Origin of the sequence: Thiomicrorhabdus sediminis (genome assembly GCF_005885815.1) — a bacterium.
In the GTDB taxonomy this organism is placed as follows: domain Bacteria; phylum Pseudomonadota; class Gammaproteobacteria; order Thiomicrospirales; family Thiomicrospiraceae; genus Thiomicrorhabdus; species Thiomicrorhabdus sediminis.
This window is the reverse complement of record NZ_CP040602.1, coordinates 710,229-724,478: the sequence shown is the minus strand read 5'-3', so window position 1 is coordinate 724,478 and position 14,250 is coordinate 710,229. Positions and strand designations below refer to the sequence as shown.

The window sequence follows — 14,250 nt, the reverse complement described above, 5'->3', positions numbered from 1 at the left end:
TATAATCAACATATTTTTTAACAATTTTAATTCGCTAAATTTGTTAAAAAAGAAATGGCGGAGACGGAGGGATTCGAACCCTCGATGGAGCTACAAACCCCATACTCCCTTAGCAGGGGAGCGCCTTCAGCCTCTCGGCCACGTCTCCAATTTCTGGAGCGTATAATACAGGTATCCAAGCCGCTTGTAAACCGACTTTTAGACTTTTTCTGTATTTTTAAAGACCTATTAATCAGCTTTTTATTGATCCGTGATTTAGCGCAAAAGTCATAAACAATCTTTACCCTTTGAGAAATTAAATAGGAAACATTATCTTAGCGATCGGCTGACTGTTAACCTGACCGTAGCGCACTCTTGCGAAAAACCAAAAAGCCCCGCTTACCGATAGAGGTAAACGAGGCTTCTTGTTCCGCGAAAGGGTTAGATTATTTATCTAATTCAAACGCTTCATGCAGTTCTTGAACCGCGAGCTCCAAATGAGACTCACCGATTACCACAGAAATCTTAATTTCAGTGGTACCGATCATCTGGATATTGATATCGTTTTCCGCCAATACTTTGAACATAGTGCTGGCGATCCCTGAGTGAGATTTCATTCCGACACCGACCATCGATAGCTTGACAATCGTGTCATCAGACAGCACTTCACGCGCACCAAGCTTATTGGCCGTACTTTTAAGGATATCCAGAGCAGCAGCCATATCACCGCGACTCACCGTAAAGGTAAAGTCGGTAGTTCCGTCAACACCTTGGTTTTGAATAATCATATCGATCTCGATATTGGCATCCGAAATCGGTCCAAGGATCTGGTAAGCAACACCTGGTTTGTCCGGTACACCTAAAATCATCAACTTGGCTTCATCTCGGCTAAAGGCAATCCCTGAAATGAGAGGCTTTTCCATATTTGTTTCCTTAAAATTATCTTCGCTAGTAATTAAGGTTCCGCCTCCAGGTTGCAATGAGGACAAGACTCTTAATGGTACATTGTATTTGCTGGCAAATTCTACCGAACGGATCTGTAATACCTTCGCTCCAAGACTTGCCAATTCCAGCATTTCGTCATAGGTAATCTGATCCAAGCGTTTGGCTTTAGGCTCGACTCGAGGATCGGTTGTGTAAACACCGTCAACATCGGTATAAATCTGGCACTCATCGGCATTTAACGCCGCCGCCAAAGCTACCGCGGTGGTATCCGAACCACCACGCCCTAGCGTAGAGATTCCACCCTGCATGGTGACACCTTGGAAACCGGCAACGACAACGACCTTGTCTTTTGCCAGCTCATCTTTAATGTTTTCCGCTTCAATATGCTCAATACGCGCTTTGGAATGCACCATATCGGTTTGAATAGGAACCTGCCAACCGGTGAAGGAGATCGCATCAGTACCACGCGCCTGTAAAGCCATACTCAAAAGAGCAATCGTTACCTGTTCACCCGTTGTTAACAACACATCCATTTCACGCTTATTAGGGCGCTCTTGAATTTCCTGTGCTAAAGCCGTCAAACGGTTGGTTTCACCGCTCATCGCTGAAACCACCACCACAACCTGGTGACCTTGCTCTACGGTTTCGGCAACTTGTCTGGCAACATTTTGGATACGCTCAACACTTCCGACTGAGGTACCGCCAAATTTTTGAACAATAAGGGCCATTGTTATTTTTCTTCTAAATAAATCGTTTTTTTAATTATTTGGCTTCAGCCCAAGCTTTAACTGAATCAAGCGCTTCAGCCAACTTGCTAGGATCTTTACCACCTGCTTGCGCCATATCTGGACGCCCGCCACCTTTACCGCCAACTTGCTGGGCGACATGATTAACCAGCTCGCCTGCTTTGAACGTATTGGTGATTTCTTTGGAAACACCGGCAACCAAACTGACTTTCTCGCCATCAACGGCAGCCAAGACGATCGCCGCAGGCGCCAATTTGGATTTCAGTTTGTCTAGTGTTTCACGCAAGGTGTTGACGTCAGCGCCTTCTAGTTGTGCGGCCAAAACGTTTACATCACCTACTTTTACCGCGGCACTGGCAAGATCATCACCTTGTGATGCGGCGAGTTTAGACTGCAGCTGCTTGAATTGTTTTTCCAGTTCTTTGTAGTCGGCAACCAGTTGATTGACTTTGCCTTCAACCTGCTGCTTATCACTTTTCACTGTTACAGCGACATTCTGTAATTTCTCTTCACTGTCGTAGATCGCCTGCCAAGCGTTATCACCGGTCAAAGCTTCAATACGACGCACACCCGATGCAATACCGGTTTCTGCTGCGATTCGGAAAGGACCGATCTCACCTGTGTGGTTAACGTGCGTTCCACCACAAAGTTCAACCGAGAACTCCCCCATATCGACAACACGGACGATATCGCCGTATTTTTCACCGAATAAGGCCATCGCGCCCATTTCTTTGGCGGCTTCGATATCCATTTCATTGGTACCGACCGGAGTGTTCTTCATCACGTTCTGGTTAACCAATTTTTCAATCTGCAATAACTGCTCATCATTGATCGGCTCAAAGTGGGCAAAGTCGAAACGCAGACGCTCCGGAGAAACCAAAGAACCTTTCTGTTGTACATGAGTACCCAACACTTCACGTAAAGCGGCATGCAACAAGTGAGTTGCCGAGTGGTTTCGCTCTGAGGCACGACGTCCGGCAACATCAATTTGAGCATGTAACACCTGACCGACAGAGATGGTTCCAGCCGTCACCTTACCGATATGCAAGAACAACTTGCCCTGCTTCTGACAATTATCGATATGGAAACTGTGCATTCCTTCCGTCAGACTACCGGTATCACCCACCTGACCACCGGACTCGGCATAAAACGGAGTCTTATCCAGAATGACTGTGGCATCTGTACCCTGCGCTGCCGAATCCACCGCTGCGCCATCAACAAAAATGGCCACTACTTTGGTATCGGCATCATCGCATTCATAACCGATAAATTGCGTTTCACCGTCAAAATCAATTTTATCCACAGCTTGTGCACTGAAACTGCTTGCCGAACGGGCACGCTCACGTTGAGCTTCCATCGCCTTTTCAAAACCGGCCTCATCAACGCTCAAATTACGTTCACGCGCCACATCGGCGGTTAAATCCAGCGGGAAACCATAGGTATCATAAAGTTTGAAAGCGATTTCACCTTCAATCACATCGCCAGACATGCCATCAATGTACTCTTCCAGCAATTTCATACCGTTTTCTAGGGTTTCCGCAAAGCGAGTCTCTTCAAGCTTTAGGGCGCGTTCGACATTGGCCTGCTCTTTTGCCAGTTCAGGATAAGCCTCACCCATCTGCTCGACCAGAACAGGAACCAGCTTATAGAAAAACAAATCATTCATACCCAGCTTGTACCCGTGACGGATGGCACGACGGATAATGCGACGCAGCACATAACCACGACCTTCGTTTGACGGTAAAACACCGTCAACGATAACAAATGAACAAGAACGGATATGGTCGGCAATGACTCGCAGCGAACTGTTTGTCAGGTCCTTTTCACCGGTCAACTCAGCGGCTTTCTTGACAATCGCCTGGAACAGGTCGATATCGTAATTGTTATGTACGTTCTGCATGACCGCGGCCAAACGTTCCAAGCCCATCCCAGTATCTACAGACGGCTTTGGCAGAGGCGTTAAGGTACCATCCGCCGAGCGGTCGAACTGCATGAACACCAGGTTCCAGATTTCGATATAACGATCTCCGTCTTCGTCCGGCGAGCCTGGAGGACCACCGGCGACATCGGCACCATGATCAAAGAAAATCTCGGTACAAGGACCACACGGCCCTGTGTCACCCATTGACCAGAAGTTATCCTTGGCGCCACAACGCGAGAAACGTTCGGCGCTGATCCCCATCTCTTTCAACCAGATATCTTCGGCTTCCTGATCTTCTTCAAAAACCGTCACCCAAAGTTTTTCTTCCGGAAGGTTCAGCTCTTCTGTAAGGAATTTCCAAGCAAAGCTGATGGCTTCACGTTTGAAATAATCACCAAAACTAAAGTTACCCAACATTTCGAAGAATGTATGGTGACGAGCGGTATAACCAACGTTTTCCAAGTCGTTGTGTTTACCACCGGCACGAATACAGCGCTGTACGCTGGTCGCACGGTTGTAATCACGGTTTTCCTGCCCTAGAAACGTTTCCTTGAACTGTACCATTCCCGCATTGGTGAACAGCAGTGTCGGATCATTAGCTGGAATAACCGGGCTAGAGTGAACCTCGGTGTGGTTATGCTTAACGAAATAATCGAGAAAAGCTTTTCTGAGTTCTGCACTCGTCATAGTAAAAGTAACCTTAACTTTTTAAATAATCTGTTTATCACGCCGCAGGCAAACCGTGACGTGTAGTAAATCCGTAATCGGCAAACCTTAATCAAAGGCTTTCCAAATCAAGCCTGGCGGAAAGCCGCGGCTTTGTAAAAAACGCATCCGCCGCCCCTGCTCATTGCGTGAGCTCGGCTTGACGGTATCGCCGTATTTTTTCTCCAATACCGCTCTGGCTTGCATTAGCCATTCTTCATCGCCAAGATCGAGCTCGGCATCAATCAAGCCGCTGTCGGCGCAGGTCTGCTTCAACTTTTGCGCAATTTTCATTGGCCCATGACCTTTGCCAAGATAGCTTTGCACCGCCTGCTCGACATAACGCTGATCACTTTGCCAATTATTGACCCGACATTTTTCCAATACCAAACCAATAATGCGTTCGACATCACCGCATTGCACATCGTATTGCTGCAGCAGTTCCACACTTTCGGGAAATTTCTGGCGCAGTTTTTGGCGCAATTCCCGGCCACCGTGCTCACGCATGGCCAATAAGGCGACCGCTTTGGCTTCTACCTGATAGGCCAATTCTGAAGCCAGCAGTCCTTGATCAGCTTCATCTTGATTATCTAAATCCTGCGAACCAGCGGTGTCTTCGACCTGATTATTGAGCTGCTTTAAAAAGGCTTCGGCATCTTTCATAACCAGACTAAAACGCTTGGCTGATTAAGATTCTGCCGCCTCAACAGCAGCGTCTTCTTTTTTCGCCGCTTTATTCGGCATTAACTTGGCTTTGATCTTATCCATGATCTCTTCAGCCACGTCCGGGTTATCCACTAGGAACTGACGCACGTTGTCTTTACCCTGCCCCACTTTCTGGTCGTTATAGCTATACCAAGAACCGGATTTTTCCATAATCTTTTCTTGTACGCCCAAGTCGATGATCTCACCTTCGCGGGAAATCCCTTGACCATAAAGGATATCGAACTGGACTTGTTTGAATGGTGGTGAAACCTTGTTTTTAACAACCTTGACACGAGTTTCGTTACCAAGGATTTCATCACCCTTCTTAATCGCACCGGTACGACGGATATCCAAACGAACCGAGGCGTAGAACTTCAATGCATTACCACCCGTTGTGGTTTCAGGGCTACCGAACATGACACCGATCTTCATACGAATCTGGTTAATGAAGATAACCAATGTATTGGTACGTTTGATATTGGCGGTCAGTTTACGCAACGCTTGCGACATCAAACGCGCCTGAAGCCCCATATGAGAATCCCCCATATCGCCTTCGATTTCCGCTTTCGGTGTCAAGGCCGCAACCGAGTCAACCACGACAATATCTACCGCACCGGAACGTACCAGTGAGTCGGTGATTTCCAATGCCTGCTCACCGGTATCCGGCTGTGACACCAAAAGGTTATCAATATCGACACCTAATTTTTCAGCATAAATCGGGTCCAAAGCATGCTCCGCATCGATAAAGGCCGCAGTACCACCAGCCTTTTGCATCTCGGCAATGGCATGCAATGTCAAAGTGGTTTTACCTGAAGATTCCGGACCATAAATCTCTACAATGCGTCCTTTCGGCAAACCACCTATACCCAATGCCATATCCAAACCTAGAGACCCGGTTGAAACCGCTTCGATATCACGCGCAACGCTGTTATCGCCCATACGCATAATAGAGCCTTTACCAAACTGTTTTTCAATTTGTCCTAACGCTGCTGCGAGAGCTTTTTGCTTATTTTCATCCATGTGGTGTCATCCTTTTGGTTTTAATATGACGCTTTGTTTTATGCCGCAGGTATTTTCAAGCCCAACCTGTTTCAGTCTTATCTGACCGGCTTGTATCCTCAAGGTTTGAATAACCGCTGTCTTCATTTCGACTTTAAGCGATATTAAAAAACCTCAAACGGAGAAATCCCCGCCCCTAGCTTATCAAATAAAAAACCCTTGTTAGTCAGATGGCATAGCGTCAACTGCGATTAGCAGAGTATTCATGCATTCTATTTTCTGACTTAACAAAGGCTCTGTCGCCGCCTCAACCCGTTTAAACCTAAACGCCTCAGCTTAAATATCAACTTTGCTGTCGAATATGGCTACGGTAAATTCAAACCCCAAATTATCCCATAATTTATTCGCAAATCCTAGCAATAAACAACAGGATATATAACCATATCGAGCTTTTTTATCGCTCTAACATTTTCATAATCCCCATCAATGCCGCTTCGGTGGTTTGCTCTCTGATTGTTTGGCGATCGCCGGCAAATAAAAATTTCTGGCTGACCACTTTTTCATGACCCTGCATTGCCCAAGCAATCCATACCGTTCCAACCGGTTTGGCAGGCGAGCCGCCACTGGGACCGGCAATCCCACTACAGGCGACACTGATTTTAGCGTGTGATTGCTGCAAGGCACCGATGGCCATCTCTTCGACGCACTCTTTACTAATCGCACCTTTTTTCTGGATGGTGGTCTCTTTGACACCGAGCATCTCTTTTTTCGATTCATAACTGTAGGTGACATAGGTTCTATCAAACCAGGCGGTACTACCGGCGATTGACGTTAAGGCTTCAGCAATCATTCCTCCGGTACAAGACTCGGCCGTTACCACCATGGCATCTGCATTCACCAAAGCCTGTCCTACTTCGGTGACCAATGTGGTGAATTTCATATCTTTCTCCTCATAAGCTCTGTAATAGCTATTTTATTTATTATGATTTAGCTTGCTTTAATTTTCGCGCATCGTCAATAAATACCGATAAGGGTTCCGGCACACCGATACCGTAACCTTGTGCATAATTAACACCGATTTTCTTAAGCTTCTGTAACACCAGCTTATTTTCGACAAATTCGGCAATGGTTTTAAGCCCCATTACATGACCGACCTCGTGAATCGATTTGACCATGGCATAATCGATTGGATCATCCGCAATGTCTTTGACAAACATCCCATCTATTTTCAAAAAGTCGACGCGCAGGTTTTTCAGATAACCAAACGATGACAGGCCGCTACCAAAATCATCCAAAGCAAAACGCACCCCGACTTTGCGCAGTTCAGCAATAAAATGGCGCGCCTGTGTCAAATTGGAAATCGCCGCGGTTTCGGTCACTTCGATCGTAATTTTTTCCGCCAAATCCGGGACTTCATCAAGACGCTTGAGGACAAACTGAAGAAATTCATGCGAAACCAACGATTGAGCAGAGATATTAATCGAGCAATAACCAATGGCCTCGAGAAAATCACTGTTTTCGGAGAGCACTTTCAAAGCTTCACTGAACACCCAGTAATCGACATCCATAGCGCGATTGTAGCGCTCAGCCGCCGGTAAAAATGCCCCTGGAGGTATCACCTGATTGCCGGAACGCATGCGTACCAGCAGCTCATAATTCATCGCCTTATCTTCACCATTGACCACCTCGACAATCGGCTGGGCATAAAGTTCAAAGTCGCCTTGCTGCAAAGCCATCTCAATACGCGAGATCCAATCCATCTCTTTTTGACGACTAATTAACTTTTCATCCCCGGAAACATAAATATGATAAGAGTTTCGTCCCTTATCCTTGGCAACATAACAGGCCGAATCTGTCCATTTCATTACCAGATCAGGCACCACCATGGTTTCATCTACCTCGACAATTCCGATACTGACACCGATGCGAAACGCCTTACCCTCACAGACGAACTGATATTGGCTAATCGCCTCGATAATCTCTTCGGCGATTTTCTGTACGATACTCAAATCGGCATTTTCGATAATAATGCCGAATTCATCTCCCCCTAAACGCGCCAAGATGTCCGATTTGCGAATACTGGGTTTGATGATTGAAGGGATCTGGCGAATCAGTTCGTCACCGGCGCTATGACCACAACTATCGTTAACAATCTTGAACTGATCCAAATCCATATAAAAGACATAGTGATACTCATGATCTTCGGAACGCTGCAATAATAGCGACAAACGATGCTCAAACTCATAACGGTTGATCAAACCGGTCAATGCATCGTGCGAGGCGTGATAGGATATTTTTTTCTCAACCCGCTTGCGCTCGGTAATATCCTGACCTTCGGCCACCAGATAGATAATACAACCTTCGGAATCGCGAATCGGATTAAGAATAAAACGCAACGCCAGCATTTCGCCGGCATAAGAGCAAATCTCCACCTCTTTGTCGATCGTCTTGCCGTTGGCGCAAGCCAAAACATCCGATGCAATCTCTTTGCGCACACTATCACTGACCCACCAATTACACTCATGGAAATAACGCCCCAGCCAGGCATCCTGGTTTTTACCCATCGATTCCGCAGCGGCGTTATTGACCAGTTCGATCACCCCGGTTGGGGTCAACATTACGGTAAAGGTCGACAACGCATTAGTGTATTGACTCAGCTTGTCTTTGGTGGAGCGTAGCTGTTGAGCAATTTCCTGTTCCATCTGTAAATTGGATTGCAACAGCTCTTTTTCCTTGCGCGAACTGTAAAACGCATAGACAAAGACCGAAAGAAACAGCAAAAGGAAAATCAATATGATAATGGCAAAACGCGTTTGTGAACGATCCAAGCTCTGATTCACCGAATCAATCAACCCTTGAGTTTGATTACTACTCAACTCAATGATTTCATCGATTTTATGCAATATTCTGGTCTGACTCGGAATCGCGCGCGTCTTTAACAAATCCAGCGCTTGCTCACGCTGTTTATTAATCAATAATTTGGCTACCGCGTCTTGTAACGGCTGATTGGTGCGACTCATTTCGCGCTGTTCATTGAGCAACTTGAGCTCGGCATCGCTTAATGGCAGTTCAAACAATTCCTGACGGGCAATAATAAAATCTAGCGAATAGGCGGAAATCTTGCGATCGTACTGATCAAGGGCAAAAGGGTCTTCTTCGGCAAGCATCTGCAACAAGCCTAAAGACCTCTCCCTTGAGGCGTTATACATAGCCGTCAGATACTTACGCTTTAATTGCTGCTGTTCGACTTCGGTGGAAATGCTGCGATAGGTTTCCGTAACGTTTTTATAGACGTCATAAATAAACAGGAACGTAACCAATAAAATGATTGAAAAAAGTGCTACAAAGCGCTTATTCATTCACAGCCTCGGGAATCTAGAGAGAATCGCATTTAAATTGGTACAAGATTATCATATTTAGGTTATTGAGAACAGAAAGGTTTTATTATGCATAGCTACCTTATTTTAATACGCTAGCAGGCGAGTCTTTAAGCCGTTTTCGGCTTTGATAGCAGCCAAATGCATCGCTCCGATTTAAAGCGCTAGGCATGCCATTTTTTGTTAAGATGAATAAATCAAATTTAGACACTCAATTAAACAAACAGTTGCTTGCCGAGAATTCGCTTCCATGACGCTGCAACTGAGTACGATTTAACTTAAATACACGGTATTTTCAAACCAGCATGACAACCTCAAAAGCGCCTTCAGACATTTCCAGAACCAGCAAACACACTCCTATGATGCAGCAGTACCTAGCCATCAAGGAAGAACATCCGCATCACTTATTGTTCTACCGTATGGGGGATTTCTACGAGCTATTTTATGCCGATGCGCAAAAGGCGTCGGAGTTACTTGATATTACCTTAACTGCTCGAGGAAAATCCGGCGGCGCTCCGATTCCAATGGCCGGCATTCCACACCACTCTGCCGAAGGTTATCTGGCCAAGCTGGTCAAGCTCGGTGAATCTGTAGCGATTTGCGAACAGATTGGTGACCCGGCCAACTCCAAAGGCCCGGTAGAGCGCAAGGTGGTACGCGTTATCACCCCGGGAACACTGGTTGAAGAAGCCTTACTTGAAGACAAACAGGAAAATCTGCTGGCCTGTATCAGTGAGCACAGCTTTCAGGGTGTACAAAAATTCGCTATCGCCTATCTGGAAGTTTCCAGTGGACGTTTTGAAACCACTCAGCTAGACACTCTGAATCAATTGCTCTCCGAGCTGGAACGTCTAAAACCGAAAGAGCTATTGATTGCCGATGACGATCAGTTTCGGGAGCAGCTGCCCGAGACCATTCTCAATCAAGCCGGTGTGGTGCGTTACCCGCCTTGGCACTTCGATATCGAAAGCTGCCGCAAGCGTCTGACCACACACTTTCAAACCCAAGACCTGCTTGCCTATGGTTGCAATGACAAACCGGCATCGATTAGCGCATGCGGAGCGATTTTGCATTACGCACAAACCATGCTGCAAAGTGATTTGAACTACATTGCCGGCCTGCAAAGTTACCAAACTGAAGATACCTTGATTTTGGATGCCATCAGTCGGCGTAACCTGGAAATCGACAGCAGCCTATCAGGCAACCCACACAGCACCCTGGCGGCCATTCTCGATGATACCGCCACGGCCATGGGAAGCCGCCTGCTTAAACGCTGGTTAAACCAGCCTTTGCGCAAGGCTGAACAGATCAACCTGCGCCTGGATGCGATCGAAACCATCCTCAACCACCATCAAGCCGATGCTTTGCGCGACATTCTTAAAAATGTTGGCGATCTGGAACGCATTCTAAGCCGTGTCGCTTTGCGTTCGGCTCGACCACGGGACTGTTTGCACCTGGGGCGCACCTTGAATGTATTGCCCGACTTGCAGCAACTGTTGGCGCAATTGCAAGACTCGGTGAAACTCGGCGAGCTTGCACAACAGATGGGCCGTTTTCCCGACCTGGCGCAACTTCTCGATCGCGCGATCATCGATAATCCGCCGATGCTGATTCGTGACGGCGGTGTGATTGCCGAAGGGTTTGATGACGAACTCGATGAACTACGCAACCTGAAAAATGAAGCTGGGGATTATCTGCTTCAGCTTGAAGAGCGCGAGCGTGAACGCACCGGAATCCAAGGTCTAAAGGTCGGCTATAACCGCGTCCACGGCTACTATATCGAAATCAGTAAACTGCATAGCGATCAGGTACCGGCCGAATATGTGCGCCGCCAGACCTTAAAAGGTCAGGAACGCTATATCATCCCGGAACTGAAGACTTTTGAAGACAAAATCCTCAGTGCCGGTGAAAAAGCACTGGCACGAGAAAAATGGCTCTATCAGGAGCTGCTGGAAACCCTGAATACGCAACTGGCGGCATTACAGCAATCAGCATCAGCTCTGGCACAAATTGACATCTTGACCAATTTGGCGATTCAGTCGGAAAAACTCAATTTAACCCGTCCGGTGTTAAGCGATGAACCAGGAATTCATATCGAACAAGGTCGCCATTTAACCGTCGAGGCACTGTCGAAGGAACCGTTTATTCCGAATGATGCTTTATTTGATAATGAGCGCCGTCTGCATATTATTACCGGTCCTAATATGGGCGGGAAATCGACCTATATGCGCCAAACCGCATTGATTGCGTTAATGGCCTTTATGGGCAGTTATGTGCCAGCCGACAAAGCGGTTCTCGGACCAATCGATCGAATCTTTACCCGTATCGGTGCCTCCGATGATCTAACTTCCGGGCGTTCGACCTTTATGGTGGAAATGACCGAGACCGCGAACATTCTGCATCACGCCACCGAGCAATCTTTGATATTGATGGATGAGGTCGGCCGCGGAACTTCGACCTTCGATGGTTTGGCGCTGGCTTGGGCGATTGCCGAACATATGGCGCAATCGGTAAAAGGCTACTGTCTGTTCGCCACCCACTACTTTGAGCTGACCACCTTGACGGAGCGCTTTGCCAATACCATCAATGTGCATTTGGATGCGATTGAACACCATGACAGCATTGTCTTTTTACATCAGGTACAAGACGGTCCGGCATCGCAAAGCTACGGTTTACAGGTAGCTGCGCTGGCCGGCGTACCGCATGATGTGATTGCCTTGGCAAAACAGCATCTCAACCAGCTGGAAAACCAAACCATCGCACAAACACAGCTTGCCCAGACCGATAACGATCAACCGGCCAATAGCGCAGCAACTGTGACAGAGCAAGCGCCTGCGATTAACGAGCCGATACAACAGTTTGACATGTTTGTCAGTCAACCCGATCCGGTATTGGAAAAAATTGAGAAGCATATCAATCAGCTTGAACCGGATGAGCTAACGCCAAGAAAAGCGCTTGATATGATTTATGAACTTAAAAGCCTGCTTAAAAACCGTTAGAATAGCGCCAATAATTGAAATAAACGCCCGGGCTCACTTCAATTACCGCTCATAGAGCGGTTTTTTGTTTTTTAACGCTTTCGTAAAAAGAGCCCAACGCCAAGTTGAATAGGATTTCCCATGTCAGAAGCGATGATTGTCGATATCAGCCTTGCCAATGTGCAAGAGATGCTGGTTCAAAACTCAAATACTCACCCGGTTGCCCTGGTTTTCTGGTCGGCACAAAATGAACAAAGCCGTTTAATTGTCACCATCTTTGAGAAACTGGCTGAAGAATTTGCCGGAAAATTGATTGTCGGTAAGGTCAATACCGATATTGAAAAAGAGATTTGTGAAAAGCTCGGCAATCCACAGGCACCGTTTGTGAAAATGATCAAAATGGGCGATATCGCCGATGAAAAAGCCTTGCTGCAAAGTGAAGAAACCTATCGTACTTGGGTGGAAGGATTTTTAGAGAACGACCCTTCTGAAGAGCTGCGCATGCAAGCAAAAGCGGCCTTTCATAATGGCGCCTTTGATGAGGCGGTTGAATTATTGGGCGAAGCGGCAAAAATCAATGTTAACAATTTCCGTATCCATCTGGATTTGGTGCAAATGTATCTGCAAACCGGTCACCTGGATAAGGGACAGGATTTATTTGAAAAGCTGCCTGATGAAGCGAAAAAGTCACCGCAAGGCAAAGAGCTCAGCGGTCTGATGCACTTCTCAGAAATTTTAGCAGGCGCGCCGGATATTGAACAGATTCAACAGAAACTGGCCGAAGACCAAAACGACATTCAAGCCTTAATGCACCTGGCAGGTTACCTGATGCTGCACGGTCATGCGGAAAAATCACTGCAGGCACTACTCAAGGCGTTTATGGTTGATCGTGAATTCAATGAAGGTGCCGCGCGTAAAGCACTACTGCAAGCGTTTGACATGTTGGGAGCGAAAGCACCGGAGCTGGTCACCCAATACCGTCGCAAATTCCAAAGCTTAATGTATTAAGGTAAAGCTTCCATGACCCAATTTACTTTATCTAAACAGACGCTGGAAAATCTGGTCGGTCTAGGCGTTGCCGGCAACTTTGCCGGGCATCTGGAACAGGCAGGCGAAACACCGGACTTTGTTAATGTCAAAACGACCCACAGTAACGCTCCTAAAGGTTTATTCCCCTACTACATTCCCAACAATGACGAGCAGATTGGCGTTTTTCCTTGGTCGGCAAGCCAGATTCGTTATCCGCAAAACCTAGCGGAAAACGCTCACCTTCAAGCCGAACCGGAAGTTTGTGTTTTGTTTGATGTCACCTACCAGAACAATCAAGTTCAAGCGCTTTCCCCTAAGGCCTTTGCCGCTTTCAATGACTGCTCGATTCGCAAACCCGGGGCTAAAAAAATCAGCGAAAAGAAAAACTGGGGCGCAGACACCAAAGGCATGGCAAATGAGTTTATCGCTTTGGATAGTTTTGCCGCAGGCTGCGAGTTGGATAATTTCCGCATCGCCTCGTTTTTGAAACGCGATGGCGAATACCACGCCTATGGCAAAGACAGCTCGGTGCTGACCTACTCCTACTTTCACCAGCAATTAAGCGACTGGATGATTGACCGACTCAACAAGCAAGCCGATTTCGGTCCACTGGAAGACTTGAATGCCATTTTAAAAGACGCTGACTACCCAAAACAAGTACTGATTAGCCTTGGCGCGACAACCTATACCGAATTTGGTGAAACCGTGTTTTTACAACCGGGTGATGAAGTCTTTATCTATGTTTACGATGCGACACAAAACAGCAGTGAAGATGTACAAAAACACCTGCACGGCGAGTTGGATAACTTAATCCACAGCTCGGCTCTGCATCAGAAAATCGTCTAGTTTTATCCTTTATTAGGACT

Annotated in this window: 9 protein-coding genes and 1 tRNA gene; 3 read left to right on the top strand and 7 right to left on the bottom strand. The window is 46.8% G+C overall.

From position 1 onward, the window contains the following. Positions 1–55 precede the first annotated feature (55 nt). From FE785_RS03275 to FE785_RS03245, 7 genes are all read right to left on the bottom strand, one after another. Positions 56–148: transfer RNA gene (locus FE785_RS03275), tRNA-Ser, on the bottom strand. A 277-nt stretch (positions 149–425) separates the two neighbouring features. Continuing rightward, positions 426–1,652, bottom strand: coding sequence for an aspartate kinase (locus FE785_RS03270; protein ID WP_138564376.1), 1,227 nt, complete (start codon positions 1,650–1,652; stop codon positions 426–428). Positions 1,653–1,686: 34 nt separating this feature from the next. After that, a complete protein-coding gene (gene alaS, locus FE785_RS03265) occupies positions 1,687–4,278 on the bottom strand; it encodes an alanine--tRNA ligase (protein ID WP_138564374.1) in 2,592 nt (863 codons plus the stop codon). An 87-nt stretch (positions 4,279–4,365) separates the two neighbouring features. Next, complete coding sequence (locus FE785_RS03260; RefSeq protein ID WP_138564372.1) at positions 4,366–4,959, bottom strand: regulatory protein RecX; 594 nt, start codon at positions 4,957–4,959, stop codon at positions 4,366–4,368. Between the two features lie 24 nt (positions 4,960–4,983). Then, complete coding sequence (gene recA, locus FE785_RS03255) at positions 4,984–6,021, bottom strand: recombinase RecA (protein ID WP_138564370.1); 1,038 nt, start codon at positions 6,019–6,021, stop codon at positions 4,984–4,986. Positions 6,022–6,454: 433 nt separating this feature from the next. Next, entirely contained in the window at positions 6,455–6,940 is a 486-nt protein-coding gene (locus FE785_RS03250) for a CinA family protein (protein WP_138564368.1), read from the bottom strand. Positions 6,941–6,980: 40 nt separating this feature from the next. Next, a complete protein-coding gene (locus FE785_RS03245) occupies positions 6,981–9,359 on the bottom strand; it encodes an EAL domain-containing protein (protein ID WP_138564366.1) in 2,379 nt (792 codons plus the stop codon). 323 nt (positions 9,360–9,682) lie between these two features. Here FE785_RS03245 and mutS point away from each other — a divergent pair, with 323 nt between their 5' ends. The 3 genes from mutS to FE785_RS03230 all read left to right on the top strand — a co-directional run bounded on the left by mutS (position 9,683) and on the right by FE785_RS03230 (position 14,230). After that, positions 9,683–12,376, top strand: a complete 2,694-nt coding sequence (mutS, locus tag FE785_RS03240) for a DNA mismatch repair protein MutS (RefSeq protein ID WP_138564364.1) — start codon at positions 9,683–9,685, stop codon at positions 12,374–12,376. A gap of 120 nt (positions 12,377–12,496) precedes the next feature. Next, positions 12,497–13,363, top strand: a complete 867-nt coding sequence (locus FE785_RS03235) for a tetratricopeptide repeat protein (protein WP_138564362.1) — start codon at positions 12,497–12,499, stop codon at positions 13,361–13,363. A 12-nt stretch (positions 13,364–13,375) separates the two neighbouring features. Continuing rightward, complete coding sequence (locus tag FE785_RS03230) at positions 13,376–14,230, top strand: DUF5718 family protein (RefSeq protein ID WP_138564360.1); 855 nt, start codon at positions 13,376–13,378, stop codon at positions 14,228–14,230. Positions 14,231–14,250: the final 20 nt, after the last annotated feature.